The sequence below is a fragment of the Variovorax sp. 278MFTsu5.1 genome (assembly GCF_048305045.1).
GTDB lineage: Bacteria > Pseudomonadota > Gammaproteobacteria > Burkholderiales > Burkholderiaceae_C > Variovorax > Variovorax guangxiensis.
In genome coordinates this window covers 158,153-177,272 of sequence record NZ_CP157622.1, presented here as the reverse complement: position 1 = coordinate 177,272, position 19,120 = coordinate 158,153, and the positions used below count along the sequence as shown (strand labels likewise).

The window sequence follows — 19,120 nt, the reverse complement described above, 5'->3', positions numbered from 1 at the left end:
ACCCCACAAGGAGTTCCCATGCCACGCAAATTCGTCGATCTCTCGATCTTTCTCGAGAACGATGTGCTCTCCGACCCACCGGCCTTCGCGCCGAAGATCCAGTACTTCACGCACGAGCAGACCTACGAGCAGATCGAGCCCTTCTTTCCCGGCCTGAAAAAGGAAGACCTGCCCGACGGCGAAGGCTGGGCCGTGGAGCTGGTGCAGCTGTCGACGCACAACGGCACGCACCTCGACGCGCCCTATCACTTCCACTCGACCATGGACAAGGCGCTGGGCGAGAAGAAGCCCGCCATCGCGATCCACGACGTGCCGCTCGAGTGGTGCTTCCAGCCCGGCGTGAAGCTCGACTTCCGCCACTTCGCCGACGGCTATGTAGTGACGGCCGCCGACGTCGAGGCCGAGCTCAAGCGCATCGGCCACACGCTGAGCCCGCTGGAGATCGTGGTGGTCAACACCCGCGCGGGCTCGCGCTACGGCCACCCCGACTACGTGTCGGCCGGCGCCGGCATGGGCTACGAGGCGACGATGTACCTGCTGGAGCGCGGCGTTCGCCTCACGGGCACCGACGCATGGAGCTGGGACGCACCCTTCGTGCACACCGCGAAGAAGTACGGCGAGACGCAGGACGCCTCGCTGATCTGGGAAGGCCATAAGGCCGGCCGCGACATCGGCTACTGCCACATCGAGAAGCTGCACAATCTGGAGGTGCTGCCGCCCACGGGCTTCTACATCAGCTGCTTTCCGCACAAGATCCGCGGCGCTTCGGCCGGATGGACGCGCGCGGTCGCCATCTTCGACGACGCGCTGATGGCGTCGGCATGAGGCACGGCTCATGAGCATTGCACTCAACCACACGCACGACGTTCACGCGCGCAGCTGGGTCGAATCGGCCAATGCGACGGACAGCGACTTTCCGATCCAGAACCTGCCGCATGCGGTGTTCCGCCGTGCCGGCAGCGCGGAGGCATTTCGCGGCGGCGTCGCGATCGGCGACCAGGTGCTGGACCTGGCCGTGCTCGTCACCAAGCAGCAACTCGACGGCCTCGCGCTCGACGCGGCGAAGGCGGCCGCGCTGCCAGCGCTCAACGACTTCTTCGCGCTCGGCAATACCGCATGGAAGGCGCTGCGCCACGCCCTCTTCGACCTGCTGAAGAACGACGCGCCCGTCGCCGCGGTGCAGGCCGTGCGCGAATGCCTCGTGCCGCAGGCCGAAGCCGAATACACCGTGCCCGCGCGCATCGGCGACTACACCGACTTCTACACCTCGATCGACCATGCGCTGAACATCACCCGCCTGATGAACCCGGACGGCGACGTGACGCCCAACTTCCGCTGGATTCCGATCGCCTACCACGGGCGCGTGTCGACCATCGGCGTGAGCGGCCAGCGCTTTCATCGGCCGATGGGGCAGGCGATGGCGCCCGGCGCGAAAGCGCCCACATATCAGGCATGCGCGCGGCTCGACTACGAACTGGAACTCGGCGTGTGGATCGGCAAAGGCAATGCTCAGGGCGACGCGATTGCGCTCGAACATGCGGACGAACACATCTTCGGCATCTGCCTGCTGAACGACTGGTCGGCGCGCGACATCCAGTTCTGGGAAATGGCACCGCTCGGGCCCTTCCTGGCGAAGAACTTCGCCACCACCATCTCGCCGTGGATCGTGACGATGGAAGCGCTCGCGCCCTACCGCCAGGCATGGACCCGCCCGTCGAACGAGCCCCAGCCGCTGGCCTACCTGGAGCATGCGTCGAACCGCGAGAGCGGCGCGCTCGACATCCGGCTGGAGGTCTGGCTCGAAAGCGAGAAGGCACGCCGCGAGAAGACCGGGCCATCGCGCCTGTCCTCCACCAGCTTCAGGCATCAGTACTGGACCGTCGCACAGATGGTGGCGCACCACACCATGGGCGGCTGCAGCCTGAACCCGGGCGACCTCTTCGGCAGCGGCACGATCTCCGGCCCCGGCGAAGGCGAGGCCGGCGCGATCATCGAGCTGACGCGCGCAGCGCAGAGCCCCGTGACGCTCGCCAATGGCGAACAGCGCGGCTTTCTCGAAGACGGCGACGCGGTACTGCTGCGCGGCTGGTGCGAGAAGCCGGGGCATGCGCGCATCGGGTTCGGGGAGAGCCGGGGGACGGTGCTGGCGGCAAAAGGCTGAACTGAAGCGCCAAAGAAAAAGGCCACCTGATGAGGTGGCCTTTTTGCAATTTGGAGCGGGAAAAGAGTCTCGAACTCTCGACCTCAACCTTGGCAAGGTTGCGCTCTACCAACTGAGCTATTCCCGCGTGAGCCTCAGATTATATAGCGATCTTTGGCGGATTCTTCCGGATTCCGGAAAAAAGTTCTTTTTCCTCTTGGCGAGGCACTTTCAGGCGTCGAACACCATCGAGCGGTGCATCGACACGCCCGCCATCAGCCCGTCCGCCGATGCCATCGTGGCGTTGGAGAACATCATCGCCAGATCGCCCGCGCCGTAGACGCCGGGCACGGTCGTCATCTTCATCGCGTCGACGCGCAGCACCTTGCCGAGCGGGCCGTCGTCGAAGGCGCAGCCCAGCCGCTCGGCCAGCGGACTCGCGGGCCGCGTGCGCGGCGCCACGTAGAGCGCCTCGATGGGCACCAGCCTGCCGTCACCGATGCGCACACCGGTCAATTCTTGCCCCTCGCCTTCAAGGCCGGCGATGCGCCCGGGTTCGATGATCACGCCACGCGCCTGCAGCTTCGCGCGCGCCTCGGCATCGGGCCCTTCGCCGCCATGCAGGAAGAGCGTGGTCGGGCCCCATTCGGCGATCAGCAGCGCATGGTCCGGCGGCTGCGCGCCGTGGTGATAGAGCACGCCCAGCTGGCGCTCGCTGAACTCGTAGCCGTGGCAATAGGGACAGTGCAGCACGCTCGAGCCCCAGCGTTCGCCGATGCCGGAAATCTCCGGCAGGCCGTCCTGCACGCCATAGGCCAGCAGCAGCTTGCCGGCCGAGCGGTGCTCGCCGTTGCTCAGCGATACGGTGAATCCACCTGCCTCCTCGGCACCCGCATCCACCACGGCCGCCTCGACGAACTCGACGCTGGGATACGCAAGCAGCTTCTCGCGCGCATCCGCAATCATCTTCAGGGGCGGCACGCCGTCCTGCCCGAAGAAGCCGTGCGACGCGGCCGCGAAGCGGTTGCGCGGCGCGCCGGTGTCGACGACGCAGACCTTGCGCCGCGCCCGTGCAAGCTGCATCGCAGCGGAAAGGCCGGCAAAGCTGCCGCCCACGATCAGAGCGTCATGACGCATGTTCGATGTCCTTCGATGTGAAGCCGCCGCCCGTCATGCGGCGATGGAAGTCCCTGGAAAGATCGGCCAGCGTGATGCTGTTGAAGCGCCTGAGCAGCAGCGCCTCGGCCTCGTCGCAGACGCCGTCGAGCGCCGCGTTCACCGCCTGCTCGACGATGCACCCCGGGCTCTCGGTGCGGTTGCCCATGGCCAGCAGCGCGGGCGCGCCCACCGCGTTGTGGACGTCGCCCAGCGTCACCGCCGACAAGGTGCACGACAGCATCCACCCGCCGCCATGGCCCTTGGCCGAACTCACGAACCCCGCCTGCCGCAGGCCGGCCATGAGTCGGCGCACGACCACCGGGTTGGTCTGCATCGCAACCGCGAGCGACTCGGAGGTGACGGGCGTCTTCATCTCGGCCATGTGCAGCAGCACGTGGAGGACGGCGGAGAGCTTGCTGTCGCGTTTCATGCAACATTATGAGTTGCGTGTGTTTGCCATGACGAGCGAAAGGGTCTTGCATCGCCCCGGGCGGCGAGAATCGGCCCGGCTGCACTGCCCCCTGCCATGACACCCGCCCCGATCACCCTGCTCGACGCCGCCCTGCTCGACGCCGCCCTGCGCGGCGTGCTGCTGGCCCTGCTGCTCGTGCTCGCGCTGATCCTCGGCCGCGACCGCCCTCGCCTGCCGGCGGCGCGCGCGGGCGTGTTGCTCGCGCTGGGGTTGTGCATCCAGGTCGTCGGCTCCACGCCGATGTTCGAAGCCTCCGTGCCGCGCACATGGCAGGCGCCCTTCGTCGCGGTCTCCGTCGGCAACGCGGTGCTGTTCTGGGTGTTCGTCCGGGCGCTGTTCGACGACGACTTCGCCCTGCGGCCGGTGCACGTCGCCTCATGGCTGGCCGTGGCGGCGCTGGCGGCGCTCAACTGCGCGATCGTCGCGGGCAGCGCCTCGGTGCTCGCGCCGGTCATCATGGGTATCCAGCGCGCCGTGCCGCTGTTGTTCGCGGTGCTGGCCGCGATGGCGGCGGCTTCGCAATGGCGCGCGGACCTGGTGGAAGGCCGGCGCCGGCTGCGCGTGTTCATCGTGGCAGCGGGCGTCGGCTACAGCCTCGGGATGCTGGCCGTGCGGCTGGCCTCGCCGCGCGGACAGCTCTCGGGCCCTTCCGCCACGGCCGACGTGGCGATGCTGCTGCTGATCGTGGCGGTGGTGGCGTGGCGGATGGTCCGGCTGGCGGGGTCTGAGCTCTTTCCGGCGGCGCAGGCGCCGGCCACGATCCCGCTGCCCCCACTGCCGGCACCGCAACCTCCCGTCGAAGCACCGGCCGATCCCCCGCCCCCTGAACCGGAACCCGGGCCAGCCTCCGACCCCGCCGAAGACCGCCTCGCCGATTCCCTCCACCACGCCATGGCGGTCGAGCACGCCTACCGCAGCGAAGACCTGAGCATCGCCGCCCTTGCCGCCCGGCTCTCGGTGCCCGAGTACCGCTTGCGCCGCCTCATCAACCAGCGGCTGGGCCATCGGAATTTCAACGCCTACGTCAACGGCTTCCGGCTGGCCGAGGCGATGGCGGCGCTGGCCGATCCGTCGAAACGCGAGCTGCCGGTGCTGACCATCGCTCTGACCGCGGGCTTCCAGTCCATCGGCCCGTTCAACCGCGCCTTCAAGGCCGCCACGGGCCTCACGCCCACCGAATTCCGCAGGAAGAAGCTGGCCGAATCCTGAAATCTCTGGCCGAAAACTGGCGCTCGCGGCTTTCGGCAAGACCGGGCAGCAGCACCCCGGCATCGTGTGGGCTTCCAAAGGCAAGGAACCAACGATGCGACGTTCTTCTTCTCTCTTCTTCCTGTTTCTGGCGTTTTTCTGCGGCTGGACGCGGGCCTCGATGGGCATGGCGGAGCTTCCCGCCGCGCCCGGCGACGGCCCGGTCACGGTGTTCTATCCCTCGGCCGGCGCAGCCCGACCGACCCAGCGCGCCCGCTTCACGCTCGACTTGGCCGTGCAAGGCGCGCCAGTGCCCGGCAATGGCCGGCTGGTGATCGTCTCTCACGGCTCGGGCGGTGCGCCGTGGGTGCATGCGGACATCGCGCGCAGCCTGGTCGAGGCCGGCTTCGTGGTCGCCATGCCCGAGCACAAGGCCGACAACTACAAGGACGACAGTGACCCCGGCCCCGCCAGCTGGACGATGCGCCCAGCCGAGGTTTCGCGCGCCATCGACGCGGTGGCACGCGACCCGCGCTTCGCGCCGATGCTGCGGCTCGACAAGGTCGGGATGTACGGCATGTCGGCGGGCGGCCACACGGCCCTGAGCCTGGCCGGCGGGCGCTGGTCGCCGGCCGCCTTCGCGCGGCATTGCGAGGCGAACCTGGTGGACGACTTCCAGTCCTGCGTCGGCCTCATCACGCGGCTGACCGGTGGCCCGCTCGACGGCGTCAGGAAATGGGCGGCGCTCTTCGTCATCCGCCACCGCTTCGGCGACGACGTCGCGCCGCGCGAGCACACCGATCCACGAATCGCGGCCATCGTGGCGGGCGTGCCTTCCTCGGCCGATTTCGACATGGCCTCGCTGGCCGATCCGCGCGTGCCGCTGGGCCTCATCACCGCCCGGCAGGACCGCTGGCTGATCCCGCGCTTTCACAGCGACCGCGTGCTCGCGGCCTGCCTGCCGCGCTGCGAGCTGATCGCCGACATGCCCACCGGCGGCCACGGCGCGCTGCTCTCGCCACCCCCGCCGGAGCTGAGCGGGCTGATCGGCGACATGCTCGACGACCCACCGGGCTTCGACCGCCAGAACGTGTTGCCGGATGTGAACACGAAGACAACGGCTTTCTTCCGTAAGCATCTGTTGCCTTGATGGGCCGAACGTCGATCCGGGGGCCTAACGCACGAGCCCCCGATTTCGCCGACGGCCGATTCCCACGCGAGCGGGCGAAAGCGGCGCACATGGCGACAGATCGCGGCACAGCCATGGTTGCACCCGGATCGATCGAACCCGATCGGTCCATGAAACCGTGACCATGCAACGAAAGGAACAGTCACCCATGAAGCAACAGCATCAACACAAGCGCATCGTCCTCGGCACCCTGCTCGCAGGCATGCTGGCCATCGGCGGCGTCGCCCAGGCGCAAGGCGTCGGGGTGGGCGTAGGGGTCAATGCCGACGTGAATGCCTCGGGCTCCACTGCGGGCACACGCGGCGGTGCGGGTGCGGCAACCGGCGCCAACGCCGGTGCCGGCGCGAACACCAATGCCGGCGGCGCGGCGAGCGGTGCCACGGGCGCGGCTGGCAATGCAGTCGGCGGCGTTCTGGGCGGCGCCACGAACGCGGTGGGCGGAGCAACGAATGCCGTGGGCGGCGTGACCAACACCGTGGGCGGTACGCTCGAAGGCGCGACAGGGGCTGTCGGCTCGGCCGGCGGCGCGGTGAAGGCACCTGCCGTAGGCGCGAAGGCTCACGGCAAGGCCCAGGGTTCGGGCGCTGTCGACATCAAGAAGTAACGACGGCAGCAGCCCGATGACAAAGGCCCGCGGCGCCGGAGCGCCGCGGGCCTTTTCACGTTCTGTCGCCTGATTCCGTCGCCTGGTCGGCCGGCTTGAGCTTGAACAGGCTCGTGACCTCCGCATCGAGCACCATCAGCTCGCGCTGGTTGAAGAGCCGCCAGCGCCAGCGCAGGATGCCCAACGTCGGTCGCTTCTCTGAACGGCGCACCTCGATCACGTCGGCCACCAGCCGCAGCGCGTCTCCCGGTCGGACCGGGTTGGGCCAGCGCACATGCTCCAGCCCCGGCGATGCGAAAGATTCGGAACCGGCCAACGCCGCCTCCACCACCAGCCGCATCGCGATGGAGCAGGTATGCCAGCCGCTTGCGATGAGCCCGCCGAAGGGGCTGTCGGCCGCCGCTTGCGCATCGGTGTGGAACCACTGCGGGTCGTAGGCCCGCGCGAACTGCAGAAGCTCGGCCTCTGTGAGCACATAGGGCCCGGCCTCGATGACCTGGCCCGCGTGGAAGTCGGCGAACTTCATCCGCCGCGGCTCAGTAGGTCTCGAGATGCAGGCGGCCTTCGCGCTTGAGCGCCGCGCCCACCGTGTCCCAGTCGAGCCCGGCTTCCTTCGCCACGTCGCGCAGCGCGAGCACGACGCCCTCTTCCATGCTTTTCAGGCCGCACACGTAGAAGTGGCTGGCCCCGTCCTTCAACAGCGCGGCCAGGTCGGCGGCGCGCTCGCGCATCAGGTCCTGCACGTAGCGCTTGGGTTGCCCCGGCGTGCGCGAGAACGCGAAGTTGATGTCGATGAAGTCCTTGGGCAGCGACTGCAGAGGGCCGAAGTACGGCAGCTCCTGCTGCGTGCGCGCGCCGAAGAACAGCATCAGCTTGCCGCCTTCGAACTTGCCGCTCTTGCGCAGGCGGCGGCGCCACTCGGTCATGGCGCGCATCGGGGCGCTGCCGGTGCCGGTGCAGATCATCACGATGTGCGACTTCGGATGGTTCGGCATCAGGAACGAGGAGCCGAAGGGCCCCACCACCTGCACCGTGTCGCCCACCCTCAGGTCGCACACGTAGTTGGAGCACACGCCGCGCACGGGCGTGCCGTCGTGGTCTTCGGTGACGCGTTTCACGGTGAGCGAGACGTTGTTGTAGCCGGGCCGCTCGCCGTTGCGCGGGCTGGCCACCGAGTACTGGCGCGCATGGTGGCGCTTGCCCATGGCGTCGGTGCCGGGCGGCACGATGCCAATCGACTGGCCCTCGAGCACCGGGAACGGCAGCGCGCCGAAGTCGAGCACGATGTGGTGCGTCTCGCTGTCGAAGCCAGCCTCGGTGCAGTTGTAGTTGCCCACCACGGTGGCGGTGGTCGGCGTCTTCGGCGGAAAGAGGTTGGTGTAGGCGTGCGCGGCCGACCAGGGCGGCACGGTGGCGCCGTACTGCGCGGAGTTGAAGGCCGGCTCGAGCGTTTCGACCGCGGCCTGGGTTTGCGCTTGTGCCTGCGTCTGGGCGGGAGGCGCGGCTTCCGCGCCCGCCGACACGCCGGCCGCTTCGAGCTCCTCGGGCGAGAGTTCGGCGGGCAGCGATTCCCAGGTGAACTGCTCCTCGATGGAGTACGCGCGCACCAGCGGCATGGTGCGCCAGTTGTCGATCGAGCCCGTGGGGCACGGCGAGATGCAGGCCATGCAGCCATTGCAGACGTCGGCGCGCACGACGTAGTTGTTGTCGTCGTGCGTGATCGCGTTGACCGGGCAGGTGGCCTCGCAGGTGTTGCAGCGGATGCAGATCTCGGGGTCGATCAGGTGCTGCTTGATGACTCCGGCTTCGACGGCCATGTCCATGTTCTTTCTCCTTTCCCTCGCCCCTTGGGGAGAGGGTCAGGGTGAGGGGGCAGCAGCTTGTCGTGGGGACGCTGCCAACCTCACCCCCGCCCTCTCCCCAAGGGGAGAGGGAGTCATACCCCATTGCAAATCAACCGAACCGCACGTACTCGAAATCCACCGGCTGGCGGTTGATGCCCATCACCGGCGGCGAGATCCAGCCGGCGAACTTGCCCGGCTCCACCACGCGGCCCATCAACGATGCCACGAAAGCGAAGTCTTCGGCACTGGGCAACCACTCGTCGCGCTTGGCGGCCCATTCCACGTCGTTCACCACGCGGCCCTCGGGCGACATCTTGATGCCGGCGAGCGCGCCGATCTGGCGGTTGAACGCCTTGTGCGGCACCACCAGGCGAGTCGGGATGCCTGCTTTTTCCAGCACCTTGTTCCAGCGGCCCACGCCGGCCACCGAGTCCTTGATGAAGTCGTCGCGCAGCACTTCGTTCAGCGCGTTGAGCATCGGCACTTCCTTCTCGACGAGCTGGCCGTCCTTCACCTCGAGCACCTTGTAGGTCTGGCCCTTGAGCACGTGGTCGTCGGTGCGCTTGCCTTCTTCGTAGCGGCCCTTCAGGCCCGAGCTGTAGAAGATGGCGGCGTTGCTCGACTGGTCGGCGCCGAACAGGTCGATGGTCACGCTGTAGTGGAAGTTCAGGTAGCGCTGGATGGTGCCCAGGTCGATGCAGCCGGCCGCGCGCACCTTCTGCGGGTCGTCGGTCTTCAGCTCGTTCATGACCTGCGCGGTGCGTGCGATGACGCGCGACACGCCGCTCTCGCCCACGAACATGTGGTGCGCTTCCTCGGTCAGCATGAACTTCGTGGTGCGCGCCAGCGGGTCGAAGGCGCTCTCGGCCAGCGCCGACAGCTGGAACTTGCCGTCGCGGTCGGTGAAGTACGTGAACATGAAGAACGCGAGCCAGTCGGGCGTGCGCTCGTTGAAGGCGCCCAGGATGCGCGGGTTGTTCTCGTCGCCCGAGGTGCGCTGCAGCAGCGCCTCGGCTTCCTCGCGGCCATCGCGGCCGAAGTGCTTGTGCAGCAGGTAGACCATGGCCCACAGGTGGCGGCCCTCTTCCACGTTGATCTGGAACAGGTTGCGCAGGTCGTACATGCTGGGCGCGGTGAGGCCCAGGTGGCGCTGCTGCTCCACCGACGCGGGCTCGGTGTCGCCCTGCGTCACGATGATGCGGCGCAGGTTGGCGCGGTGCTCGCCGGGCACGTCCTGCCAGGCCTTCTCGCCCTTGTGGTCGCCGAAGTGGATCTCGCGGTTGGCGTCGCCCGGGTTCAGGAAGATGCCCCAGCGGTAGTCGCGCATCTTCACGTGGCCGAACTGGGCCCAGCCCTGCGGATCGACGCTCACCGCCGTACGCAGGTACACCTCGTGGTTGGTGGAGCCCTCGGGGCCCACGTCGTCCCACCAGTTGATGAAGTTCGGCTGCCAGCCTTCGAGCGCACGCTGCAGCGTGCGGTCTTCGCCGAGGTTGACGTTGTTGGGGATCTTCTCGCTGTAGTTGATCGTGCTCATGGGGGGTTCCTTCCGAATACACACAAACTCGGGACCGAACGCAGAAGTCGCGAAGGTTTCGCAGAAGCCGCAGAAGAAAAACCAGGGAAGGTTCTCGTGATTCTTCTTCTGCGGCTTCTGCGTAGCTTTTGTCTTCCTTCTGCGTTCGGCTGTTCTTGTCTCTTCCTGTGGTCCTGTATTTGCCTCAGACCCGGTTCAAATCGAAGCCGGCTTTCTGGCCGGTGCCGTAGACCTTCAGCGCGCCCTTCTCGCCCACGGCGTTGGGGCGGTTGAAGATCCAGTTCTGCCAGGCCGAGAGGCGGCCGAAGATGCGGGTGACCATGTTCTCCTTGCTCGCGAAGCGCAGGTTGGCTTCCAGGCCGGTGAGCGAGTCGGGCGACATCGCGGCGCGTTCCTCGATGGCGATGCGGATCTCGTCGTCCCAGTCGATGTCGTCGGGCGCGGCGGTCACCAGGCCCAGCTTCAGGGCCTCGTCGGCATCGAGCGCCTTGCCGGCGGCGGCGCGGGCGGCTTCCAGCGGCGCGGCCTCTTCATAGAAGCGGCGCTGCAGGCGGCTCTGGTCGTTCACCATGGGGAAGAAGCCGAAGTTGAATTCGTCGAGCGTGAGCTTGGGCGCGCGCTCGGCGTCGTCGGGCAGCGCGAGCATGTAGGCGCGGTCGGCCGCGAAGGCCAGTTCGGCCAGCGTGCCGGCAAAGCAGGAGCCGGCTTCGATCAGCGCGAACAGGCTGCGCGAGGACACGTCCAGGCGCGCCAGCGTGCGGCGCAGCGCGCCGATGGTCTCGCGCACCAGCCAATGGTCCTTGTTGGCGAGCATCACGGCGTCCGACGCGAGCACGGCGGCAGCGTCGCCCTCGGTCTTGAGCAGCCAGGTGCCGATGTCGAGCTCGTTGGTGCGCAGGTTCAGGATGGCGTCGTCGAGTTCGCGGCACATCGCCAGCGGCCACCATGCGGCGCCGGCTGCCTCGATGGCGGCGATGTCCGACGGCTGCGCGCCGGTGGGCGCCTTCACTGTGATGGTGGCGGTGCGCTTGCTGCGGTCGATCCGCACGTCGACGTTCGCGTACGAGATGCCGTCGGCGCTGTCGGTGCGCTCCAGGCGGGTCAGCGCCACGCCCTTGCCGTTGGCCGGGCGGTCGCTGCCGGCGGCGAGCTGCGAAGCGCGCTCCTGCACGGCGGCGGCGAACTGCGCGGGCTTGGCGACGGCGTCGACCAGGCGCCAGTCGACCGCGCGCTGGCCGCGCACGCCTTCGACGCTGGTGCAGAAGATGTCGGCGAGGTCATGGCGCACGTGGCGCTTGTCGGTCACGCGGGTCAGGCCGCCGGTGCCGGGCAGCACGCCCAGCAGCGGCACTTCGGGCAGCGAGACGGCGGAAGAGCGGTCGTCCACCAGCAGGATCTCGTCGCAGGCCAGCGCCAGCTCGTAGCCGCCGCCCGCGCAGGCGCCGTTGACGGCCGCCAGGAACTTCAGGCCCGAGTGCTTCGAGGAGTCTTCGATGCCGTTGCGCGTCTCGTTGGTGAACTTGCAGAAGTTCACCTTCCAGGCGTGGCTGGAAACGCCCAGCATGAAGATGTTGGCGCCGGAGCAGAAGATGCGGTCCTTGCCGCTGGTGACGATCACGCTGCGCACCTCGGGGTGCTCGAAGCGCACGCGGTTGAGGGCGTCGTTCAGCTCCACGTCCACGCCCAGGTCGTAGCTGTTGAGCTTGAGCTTGTAGCCGGGGCGGATGCCTCCGTCTTCCGCGATGTCGAGCACGAGGCGCGCGATGGCGCCGTCGAAACTCATCGACCAGTGGCGGTACTGGCCGGGTTCGGTGCGGTAGTCGACGCGCTGGGGCGCCTGGAGCGTGGTGGTGTCGGTCATGCGGAAGTCTCCTGTGGGGCAGTGTTCGGAAACCGTGAACAGGAAAGATAATGCACTTTCTTGCTCCGATGACATGCATCATGCTGCATGCACACAGGCAAGTCAATGCCTGCTGCACTTTTTTTCAGATTTCAGGAGTCCGGAAGGCGCCTAGACCAGTCCCATGGACTGGCGGACGGCCGCACGCAGGGCCTGGAAGCTCTGCGGGAGCGTCTTGCCGCTGGTGTCCACCGACAGGTCGGCCTTCGAATAGAAGGCGGCGCGGCCGTTCAGGATGCGGCGCAGGTCTTCCATCGCTTCCTTGCTGGCGGCCATCGGGCGGGTGTCGCCCTGCGCGGCCACGCGGCCCATGTGCTCCTCGGGCGCGGCCTGCAGCCACACGGTGGTGCAGTGCGCGAGCAGCTCGTTGAAGGTGGCCGGGTCGGAGACGATGCCGCCGGGCGTGGCGATCACCACCTCGCTGTAGATCTGCACCGCTTCTTCGAGCGCGCGGCGCTCGTAGCGGCGGTAGGCGTTGGTGCCGTACAGGTCGTGGATCTCGCGCACGCTGCAGCCGGCGAGCTTTTCGATCTCGCGGCTGAGCTCGATGAACGGGATTTCCAGGTCTTCCGCCAGCATCTGCCCCAGCGTCGACTTGCCCGCGCCGCGCAGGCCCACGAGCGCGATGCGCCGGTGCCGCGCCGGGTCGACCGAGGCGGTGCCCAGCAGCTCGCCGATGGCCACGCGCACGCGGCGCAGGTCGGCCTCGCTGCGGTTCTCGAGCAGTTCGCGGATGAGCAGCCACTCTGGCGAGCTGGTGGTGACGTCGCCCACCAGCTCGGCCAGCGAGCAGTGCAGCGCGCCGGCCACCTGCTGCAACACCAGGATCGACGCGTTGCCGATGCCGTATTCGAGATTGGCCAGATGGCGCTCCGACACGTCGGCCGCGACAGCCACCGCCTTGCGCGTGAGCCCGCGCTGCGCGCGCAGGTTGCGCACGCGGTCGCCCAGCGCCGACAGCAGCGGATTCTTCGCCTCCCCGGCGACGGCCTGGCCCGGCGCGCCGTTGCCGCTTTCAGGCGCGGCGGCCAGCGCCGCGTCTACATGCTCGTTCATGCAATTCCTCGTTCTTCGCCGGGATTGTGCGCGCTCAGGGTAAACACCATAGATGCACTATATTGCTTGACACTCATTGTCTCGATGCTTATTGTTCGGCCACACGCAAGATACTGCACACTCAGTGATCCTGCAAGGTAGTTCCAAAGTTCGAGGCCCCACGATGTCCGACAGCAGCACTCCCGCCACCGGCAAGGAAGCATTTCACCAGCTGATCGCCGGCCTGACCGCCCAGATCGCCGGCAAACCGCTCGACGGCGAGCTCGACCGGTGGCTCAACACCCACCACGGCGCCGGCAGCGCCAGCTTCGAGCAGCTGCGCCAGGCCTGCATCGGCGGCGTCGCCGAAGGCTGGCTCTGCGAGCGCGAAGGCGGCGGCATCAGGTACGGCCGCGTCTTCAAGGCCGAAGACGTCCTGCACCGCTTCTCGGTCGACGTGGTCGACATGCAGGACATCGCCGGCCCGCACCACACGCATCCCAACGGTGAGATCGACCTGATCATGCCGCTCGACGGCGCCGCCGCCACCTTCGACGGCCGGCCCGCGGGCTGGTGCGTCTACGGCCCCGGCACCGCGCATCGCCCGACCGTGGCCAGCGGCCGCGCGCTCGTTTTATATCTCCTGCCCGAGGGGCAGATCAGGTTCACCCAATGACCGAGCTTCTTCCCAACTACGTCTCCGGCCGCTGGCAAAGCGGATCGGGGGCCGGCACGCCCCTGTTCGACCCGGTGCTGGGCACCGAGCTCGCGCGCGTCGACGCCACCGGCCTGGACCTGCCGGCCGCCTTCGCCTTCGCACGCGAACAGGGCGGCAGCGCGTTGCGCGCCCTCACCTACCGCCAGCGCGCGGGGCTTCTCGCGGCCATCGTGAAGGTGCTGCAGGCCAACCGCGACGCGTATTACGAGATCGCCACCGCCAACTCCGGCACGGTGAAGAACGACTCGGCCGTGGACATCGACGGTGCGATCTTCACGCTCGGCCAGTACGCCAAGTGGGGCGATGCGCTCGGCGACGTGCGCGCGCTGCGCGACGGCGACGCGGTGAAGCTCGGCAAGGAGCCGGTGTTCCAGTCGCAGCACCTGCAGGTGCCGACGCAGGGCGTGGCGCTGTTCATCAACGCATTCAACTTCCCCTCCTGGGGCCTGTGGGAGAAGGCGGCGCCCGCGCTGCTCTCCGGCGTGCCGGTGATCGTGAAGCCCGCCACGGCCACCGCCTGGCTCACGCAGCGCATGGTGAAGGACGTGGTCGACGCGGGCGTGCTGCCGGCCGGCGCGCTTTCCATCGTGTGCGGCAGCTCGGCCGGCCTGATGGACGCGCTGCAGCCCTTCGACGTGGCTTCCTTCACCGGCTCGGCCGAGACGGCGGCGGTGATCCGCTCGCACCCGGCCGTGGCCCAGCGTTCGGTGCGCGTGAACATCGAGGCCGACAGCCTCAACAGCGCCCTGCTGCTGCCCGGCGCCGCACCCGGCAGCGACGCCTTCAACCTGCTGGTGCGCGAAGTGGTGCGCGAGATGACGGTGAAGTCGGGCCAGAAGTGCACTGCCATCCGCCGCATCCTGGTGCCTGCGGAGCTCTATGACGCGGCGGCCGAAGCCATCGGCGCCAAGCTCGCGGGCATCACCGTCGGCAATCCGCGCAACGAGAGCGTGCGCATGGGTTCGCTGGTGAGCCGCGCGCAGCTGGATTCGGTGCGTGAAGGACTGGCTGCGCTGTCCGCGCAGGCCACCGTGCTGCACGACGGCCGCGACAAGCCCCTGGTCGACGCCGACCCGGCCATTGCCGCCTGCATCGGCCCCGTGCTGCTGGGCGCGCGCGACGCCGACGCAGCGCAGCAGGTGCACGACGTGGAAGTGTTCGGCCCCGTCGCCACGCTGCTGCCCTACCGCGACCTCGCGCACGGCATCGCACTGGCGCATCGCGGCCAGGGCTCGCTCGTCACCTCCATATATGGAAGCGACGACGCGGCACTGGCGCAGGCCGCGCTCGCGGTGGCCCCGAGCCACGGCCGCGTGCACGTCGTCAGCCCCGAAGTGGCGCAGGCCCACACCGGCCACGGCAACGTGATGCCGATGTCGCTGCACGGCGGCCCCGGCCGCGCGGGCGGCGGCGCCGAACTGGGCGGACTGCGCGCGCTCGACTTCTATCACCGCCGCGCCGCGGTGCAGTCGAGCCCCGGCGTGATCGCCGCGCTCGGCCTCTAGAAGAGAACACGGAAAAGAACACGGCCGAAGGAGACAAGACCATGACCCCGCCCCCACGATTCAACTTCGCCGGACACCTGTTCGACCTCAACCGCGAACGCGCCGCGCGCCCCGCCTACATCGACGACCGCGGCACGCTGAGCTACGGCCAGCTCGAGGAGCGCTCGCGCCGCCTGGCCGCCGCGCTGCAGGCCGCCGGCATCCGGCGCGAAGAGCGCGTGCTGCTGCTCATGCTCGACGGCAACGACTGGCCCGTGAGCTTCCTCGGCAGCCTCTATGCCGGCGCGGTGCCGGTGGCGGTCAACACCCTGCTCACGCCCGACGACTACGCCTACATGCTCGACCATAGCCGTGCGCAGGCGGTACTGGTGTCGGGCGCGCTGCTGCCCACGCTGCAGGAGGCGATGTCGCGCGGCGGGCACGAGGTGCGCGCGCTCTTCGTGTCGCAGCCCGCCGGCGCGCTGCCCGAAGGCGCGCAGGAATTCGACGCCGCGCTCGCCGCCGTCGAACCGCTCGCGGCGCCGGTGACCACGGCTTCGGACGACCCGGGCTTCTGGCTGTATTCCTCCGGCTCCACCGGCAAGCCGAAGGGCACGGTCCACACGCACGCCAACCTGTGGTGGACGGCCGAGCTCTACGGCAAGCCGGTGCTCGGCCTGACCGAGGACGACGTCTGCTTCTCGGCCGCCAAGATGTACTTCGCCTACGGCCTGGGCAACGCGCTGACCTTTCCGCTCTCGGTGGGCGCCACCGTGGTGCTGATGGCCGAGCGCCCCACGCCCGACGCCACCTTCCGCCGCTGGGTGGAACACAAACCGACCGTGTTCTTCGGCGCGCCCACGGGCTTCGCGGGCATGCTCGCCTCGCCCAGGCTGCCCGCGCGCGAAGCGGTGGCGCTGCGCATGTGCTCCTCGGCCGGCGAGGCGCTGCCGGGCGAGATCGCGCAGCGCTTCAAGCAGCACTTCGGCTGCGAGATCATCGACGGCATCGGCTCGACCGAGATGCTGCACATCTTCATCTCCAACCGCCCAGGCGACGTGCGCTACGGCACCACCGGCCGGCCGGTGGAAGGCTACGAGGTCGAGCTGCGCGGCGAGGACGGCCGCCCCGTGCCCGACGGCGAGGTAGGCGACCTCTACATCCGCGGCCCGAGTTCGGCGCTGATGTACTGGGCCAACCGCGAGAAGTCGCGCGAGACCTTCCAGGGCGGCTGGACCAAGAGCGGCGACAAGTACACCCGCGACGCCGACGGCTATTTCACCTACGCCGGGCGCAGCGACGACATGCTCAAGGTCAGCGGCATCTACGTCTCGCCCTTCGAGGTCGAGGCCACGCTGATGCAGCACCCGGCCGTGCTCGAGGCGGCGGTGATCGGCAAGGAAGACGCCGACGGCCTGACCAAGACCAAGGCCTTCGTGGTGCTGAAGGACGGGAGCGCGGCCACCGAGGACGAGCTCAAGGCCTTCGTCAAGGAACGCCTGGCGCCCTACAAGTACCCGCGTTTTCTCGAATTCGTGGGCGAGCTGCCCAAGACGGCGACGGGGAAGATCCAGCGCTTCCGGCTGCGCGAGAAGGAAAAGCAGGCGTGATGCACGCGCCGTCTTCCTCTTTCTCCCTCCCCCGCTGGGGGAGGGCCGGGGTGGGGGTATCGGCCTCCATGCAGGCACAGCCTTTGCGAGCGCCGCTTGCCCCCATCCCGACCTTCCCCCAAAGGGGGAAGGAGCAAAAACCATGAGCACCGACTTCGCCACCATCACCTGGCGCAACCGCGAGGTGCGCATCGAATGCCAGTCGATCGCGCCCGAGCGCACCGCTGCGCCGCTCGTCGTGTTCCTGCACGAGGGCCTGGGCTCGGTCGCGATGTGGAAAGACTTTCCCGCGCGGCTGTGCGAAGCCGCCGGCGTGCGCGGCCTCGTGTTCTCGCGCCCCGGCTACGGCCGCTCCACGCCGCGCGCGGACGACGAGATCTGGGACGTCGACTTCATGCACCGCCAGGCGCACGAGGTGTTGCCCGCCCTCTTCGCCGCGCTCGGCCTCGGCGACCAGAAACCCTGGCTCTTCGGCCACAGCGACGGCGGCTCGATCTCGCTGCTGCATGCCTCGCGCTTTCCCGACAAGGTGGCGGGCCTCGTCGTGCTGGCGCCGCACATCTTCGTGGAGGACGTGACGGTGGCGAACATCGAGAACGCGCGCACCGCCTACCTCGGCACCGACCTGCCGCAGAAGCTGGGCCGCTACCACGACAGCGCCGACTCCGCCTTCTGGGGCTGGAACCGCATCTGGCTGCACCCGCCATTCCGCGACTGGAACATCGAGAGCGAACTCGACACCATCCGCTGCCCCGTGCTCGCCGTGCAGGGCATCGACGACGAGTACGGCACCCTCGCGCAGATCCGCGGCATCGCCGCGCGCGTGGATGGATGCGAGCTGCTGGAAATCCCTCAATGCGGGCATTCCCCGCATCGCGATCAGCCGGATCGTGTCATCGTCGCGGCCACTTCCTTCATCACCAGAAATCGGAGAGAGACACCATGACCATTCGCAGCACCGCCCGCCTCGCCTTCACGGCCATCGCCCTCGCCTCGCTGGCGGCGGCCGCCGGCGCCCAGGGCACGGGCAAGCTCAAGGTCGGCCTGATGCTGCCCTACAGCGGCACCTACACCGCCCTGGGCGTGGCCATCGAGAACGGCTTCAAGCTGTACGTCGACGAGCAGGGCGGCAAGCTCGCCGGCCGCGAGATCGAATACTTCAAGGTCGACGACGAGTCCGACCCGGCCAAGGCCACCGACAACGTCAACAAGCTCATCAAGCGCGACAACGTCGACGTGATCGTCGGCACCGTGCACTCCGGCGTGGCCATGGCCATGGCCAAGGCCGCCAAGGAAAGCGGCACCGTGCTGATCGTGCCCAATGCCGGCGCCGACGCAGTGACGGGCCCGATGTGCGCGCCCAACATCTTCCGCAGCTCGTTCAGCAACTGGCAGCCGGCCTACGCCATGGGCGAGGTGGCGGCCAAGCAGCAGGGCAAGAAGAAGGCGATGACCATCACCTGGAAGTACGCCGCGGGCGACGAGTCGGTCAACGGCTTCAAGGAAGGCTTCGAGAAGAACGGCGGCAAGGTCGACAAGCAGCTCACCCTGCCCTTCCCCAACGTGGAGTTCCAGGCGCTGCTGACCGAGATCGCGGCCGCCAAGCCCGATGCGGTGTACGCCTTCTTCGCGGGCGGCGGCGCGGTGAAGTTCGTCAAGGACTACCAGGCCGCCGGCCTGAACAAGACCATCCCGCTGTACGGCCCCGGCTTCCTGACCGACGGCACGCTCGACGCGCAGGGCGACTCGGCCCAGGGCATGCTGACCACGCTGCACTACGCCGACGGCCTGAACACCGCTCGCGACAACGCCTTCCGCGTGGCGTATGCCAAGTCGTTCAAGCTGCAGCCCGACGTGTACGCCGTGCAGGGCTACGACGCCGCCCAGATGCTGGGCGTGGGCCTGAACGCCACCAAGGGCGACATCTCGAAGAAGGCCGAGTTCGCGGCCGCCGTCGAGAAGGCCAAGATCGACAGCCCGCGCGGCGCGTTCACCGTGAGCAAGTCGCACAACCCGGTGCAGGACATCTACCTGCGCAAGGTGGAGGGCAAGGAGAACAAGCTGGTGAGCACGGCCATCAAGGGCCTCGCCGATCCGGCCCGCGGCTGCAGGATGTAAACACCCCAGGCTTCGCGCACTTCGTGTGCTGCGCCAACCCCCTTGCAGGGGGCGACACCTGCGGCCCGGCAAAGCCGGTTCCGCGGTGTCCCGCGCAACGCACGCCTATTGAACAACGATCCC

At 68.4% G+C, this 19,120-nt stretch carries 17 protein-coding genes and 1 tRNA gene; 10 read left to right on the top strand and 8 right to left on the bottom strand.

Annotated features, from left to right (window positions below; genetic code table 11):
- Window positions 1–18: 18 nt before the first annotated feature.
- Together ABL844_RS00735 and fahA are read left to right on the top strand one after the other, a co-directional pair.
- Window positions 19–825 carry a cyclase family protein gene (locus ABL844_RS00735; RefSeq protein ID WP_418130190.1) on the top strand — a complete coding sequence of 269 codons (807 nt, stop codon included), beginning with the start codon at window positions 19–21 and terminating at the stop codon, window positions 823–825.
- Between the two features lie 10 nt (window positions 826–835).
- On the top strand, window positions 836–2,161 hold the full coding sequence (fahA, locus tag ABL844_RS00730) for a fumarylacetoacetase (RefSeq protein WP_418130189.1): 1,326 nt from the start codon (window positions 836–838) through the stop codon (window positions 2,159–2,161).
- A 51-nt stretch (window positions 2,162–2,212) separates the two neighbouring features.
- On the opposite strand, the gene ABL844_RS00725 is transcribed toward fahA, so the two are convergent.
- The 3 genes from ABL844_RS00725 to ABL844_RS00715 all read right to left on the bottom strand — a co-directional run bounded on the left by ABL844_RS00725 (window position 2,213) and on the right by ABL844_RS00715 (window position 3,728).
- Window positions 2,213–2,288: transfer RNA gene (locus ABL844_RS00725), tRNA-Gly, on the bottom strand.
- Between the two features lie 83 nt (window positions 2,289–2,371).
- The gene (locus ABL844_RS00720; RefSeq protein WP_418130188.1) at window positions 2,372–3,277 is read right to left on the bottom strand and encodes an NAD(P)/FAD-dependent oxidoreductase; all 906 of its coding nucleotides are present in this window, start codon (window positions 3,275–3,277) and stop codon (window positions 2,372–2,374) included.
- On the bottom strand, window positions 3,267–3,728 hold the full coding sequence (locus ABL844_RS00715; protein ID WP_369660139.1) for an RrF2 family transcriptional regulator: 462 nt from the start codon (window positions 3,726–3,728) through the stop codon (window positions 3,267–3,269). Before ABL844_RS00715 ends, ABL844_RS00720 begins: the two co-directional genes overlap by 11 nt.
- A 96-nt stretch (window positions 3,729–3,824) precedes the next feature.
- Between ABL844_RS00715 and ABL844_RS00710 the strand changes: the two genes are divergently transcribed.
- The 3 genes from ABL844_RS00710 (at window position 3,825) to ABL844_RS00700 (ending at window position 6,751) form a co-directional block, all read left to right on the top strand.
- Window positions 3,825–4,979, top strand: a complete 1,155-nt coding sequence (locus ABL844_RS00710) for a helix-turn-helix domain-containing protein (RefSeq protein ID WP_418130187.1) — start codon at window positions 3,825–3,827, stop codon at window positions 4,977–4,979.
- A 94-nt stretch (window positions 4,980–5,073) separates the two neighbouring features.
- Window positions 5,074–6,108, top strand: a complete 1,035-nt coding sequence (locus tag ABL844_RS00705) for an alpha/beta hydrolase family protein (protein WP_418130186.1) — start codon at window positions 5,074–5,076, stop codon at window positions 6,106–6,108.
- A 187-nt stretch (window positions 6,109–6,295) separates the two neighbouring features.
- Window positions 6,296–6,751: an adhesin gene (locus ABL844_RS00700; protein WP_184638963.1), complete on the top strand. Its 456-nt coding sequence runs from the start codon at window positions 6,296–6,298 to the stop codon at window positions 6,749–6,751.
- Between the two features lie 55 nt (window positions 6,752–6,806).
- Here the strand turns inward: ABL844_RS00700 and ABL844_RS00695 are convergent, their stop codons facing one another.
- From ABL844_RS00695 to ABL844_RS00675, 5 genes are all read right to left on the bottom strand, one after another.
- A complete protein-coding gene (locus tag ABL844_RS00695) occupies window positions 6,807–7,277 on the bottom strand; it encodes a MaoC family dehydratase (protein ID WP_418130185.1) in 471 nt (156 codons plus the stop codon).
- Window positions 7,278–7,287: 10 nt separating this feature from the next.
- Window positions 7,288–8,574 carry a benzoyl-CoA 2,3-epoxidase subunit BoxA gene (gene boxA / locus ABL844_RS00690; protein WP_418130184.1) on the bottom strand — a complete coding sequence of 429 codons (1,287 nt, stop codon included), beginning with the start codon at window positions 8,572–8,574 and terminating at the stop codon, window positions 7,288–7,290.
- A gap of 130 nt (window positions 8,575–8,704) precedes the next feature.
- Window positions 8,705–10,132 (bottom strand): benzoyl-CoA 2,3-epoxidase subunit BoxB, encoded by a 1,428-nt coding sequence (boxB, locus tag ABL844_RS00685; RefSeq protein ID WP_126020605.1) that lies wholly within the window; start codon window positions 10,130–10,132, stop codon window positions 8,705–8,707.
- A gap of 184 nt (window positions 10,133–10,316) precedes the next feature.
- The gene (boxC, locus tag ABL844_RS00680; RefSeq protein WP_418130183.1) at window positions 10,317–11,993 is read right to left on the bottom strand and encodes a 2,3-epoxybenzoyl-CoA dihydrolase; all 1,677 of its coding nucleotides are present in this window, start codon (window positions 11,991–11,993) and stop codon (window positions 10,317–10,319) included.
- A gap of 150 nt (window positions 11,994–12,143) precedes the next feature.
- Window positions 12,144–13,088, bottom strand: coding sequence for a helix-turn-helix transcriptional regulator (locus ABL844_RS00675; protein WP_184638973.1), 945 nt, complete (start codon window positions 13,086–13,088; stop codon window positions 12,144–12,146).
- A 163-nt stretch (window positions 13,089–13,251) separates the two neighbouring features.
- Here ABL844_RS00675 and ABL844_RS00670 point away from each other — a divergent pair, with 163 nt between their 5' ends.
- From ABL844_RS00670 to ABL844_RS00650, 5 genes are all read left to right on the top strand, one after another.
- Window positions 13,252–13,743, top strand: coding sequence for a DUF4863 family protein (locus tag ABL844_RS00670; RefSeq protein WP_418130182.1), 492 nt, complete (start codon window positions 13,252–13,254; stop codon window positions 13,741–13,743).
- Window positions 13,740–15,290, top strand: coding sequence for a 3,4-dehydroadipyl-CoA semialdehyde dehydrogenase (locus ABL844_RS00665; RefSeq protein WP_418130181.1), 1,551 nt, complete (start codon window positions 13,740–13,742; stop codon window positions 15,288–15,290). Before ABL844_RS00670 ends, ABL844_RS00665 begins: the two co-directional genes overlap by 4 nt.
- 41 nt (window positions 15,291–15,331) lie before the next feature.
- On the top strand, window positions 15,332–16,879 hold the full coding sequence (locus tag ABL844_RS00660) for a benzoate-CoA ligase family protein (RefSeq protein WP_369660147.1): 1,548 nt from the start codon (window positions 15,332–15,334) through the stop codon (window positions 16,877–16,879).
- A 142-nt stretch (window positions 16,880–17,021) separates the two neighbouring features.
- Entirely contained in the window at window positions 17,022–17,825 is an 804-nt protein-coding gene (locus tag ABL844_RS00655; protein WP_184638978.1) for an alpha/beta fold hydrolase, read from the top strand.
- Window positions 17,822–18,997: an ABC transporter substrate-binding protein gene (locus ABL844_RS00650; protein ID WP_184638979.1), complete on the top strand. Its 1,176-nt coding sequence runs from the start codon at window positions 17,822–17,824 to the stop codon at window positions 18,995–18,997. Before ABL844_RS00655 ends, ABL844_RS00650 begins: the two co-directional genes overlap by 4 nt.
- Window positions 18,998–19,120: the final 123 nt, after the last annotated feature.

What these genes read in the sequence shown, in the direction of transcription:
- ABL844_RS00650 (WP_184638979.1), top strand. Translation starts at nt 17,822, where the DNA reads ATGACCATTCGCAGCACCGCCCGCCTCGCCTTCACGGCCATCGCCCTC.
- ABL844_RS00715 (WP_369660139.1), bottom strand. Translation starts at nt 3,728, where the DNA reads ATGAAACGCGACAGCAAGCTCTCCGCCGTCCTCCACGTGCTGCTGCAC.
- ABL844_RS00660 (WP_369660147.1), top strand. Translation starts at nt 15,332, where the DNA reads ATGACCCCGCCCCCACGATTCAACTTCGCCGGACACCTGTTCGACCTC.
- ABL844_RS00695 (WP_418130185.1), bottom strand. Translation starts at nt 7,277, where the DNA reads ATGAAGTTCGCCGACTTCCACGCGGGCCAGGTCATCGAGGCCGGGCCC.
- ABL844_RS00655 (WP_184638978.1), top strand. Translation starts at nt 17,022, where the DNA reads ATGAGCACCGACTTCGCCACCATCACCTGGCGCAACCGCGAGGTGCGC.
- boxC (WP_418130183.1), bottom strand. Translation starts at nt 11,993, where the DNA reads ATGACCGACACCACCACGCTCCAGGCGCCCCAGCGCGTCGACTACCGC.
- boxB (WP_126020605.1), bottom strand. Translation starts at nt 10,132, where the DNA reads ATGAGCACGATCAACTACAGCGAGAAGATCCCCAACAACGTCAACCTC.
- ABL844_RS00665 (WP_418130181.1), top strand. Translation starts at nt 13,740, where the DNA reads ATGACCGAGCTTCTTCCCAACTACGTCTCCGGCCGCTGGCAAAGCGGA.
- boxA (WP_418130184.1), bottom strand. Translation starts at nt 8,574, where the DNA reads ATGGACATGGCCGTCGAAGCCGGAGTCATCAAGCAGCACCTGATCGAC.
- ABL844_RS00700 (WP_184638963.1), top strand. Translation starts at nt 6,296, where the DNA reads ATGAAGCAACAGCATCAACACAAGCGCATCGTCCTCGGCACCCTGCTC.
- fahA (WP_418130189.1), top strand. Translation starts at nt 836, where the DNA reads ATGAGCATTGCACTCAACCACACGCACGACGTTCACGCGCGCAGCTGG.
- ABL844_RS00720 (WP_418130188.1), bottom strand. Translation starts at nt 3,277, where the DNA reads ATGCGTCATGACGCTCTGATCGTGGGCGGCAGCTTTGCCGGCCTTTCC.
- ABL844_RS00705 (WP_418130186.1), top strand. Translation starts at nt 5,074, where the DNA reads ATGCGACGTTCTTCTTCTCTCTTCTTCCTGTTTCTGGCGTTTTTCTGC.
- ABL844_RS00670 (WP_418130182.1), top strand. Translation starts at nt 13,252, where the DNA reads ATGTCCGACAGCAGCACTCCCGCCACCGGCAAGGAAGCATTTCACCAG.
- ABL844_RS00675 (WP_184638973.1), bottom strand. Translation starts at nt 13,088, where the DNA reads ATGAACGAGCATGTAGACGCGGCGCTGGCCGCCGCGCCTGAAAGCGGC.
- ABL844_RS00710 (WP_418130187.1), top strand. Translation starts at nt 3,825, where the DNA reads ATGACACCCGCCCCGATCACCCTGCTCGACGCCGCCCTGCTCGACGCC.
- ABL844_RS00735 (WP_418130190.1), top strand. Translation starts at nt 19, where the DNA reads ATGCCACGCAAATTCGTCGATCTCTCGATCTTTCTCGAGAACGATGTG.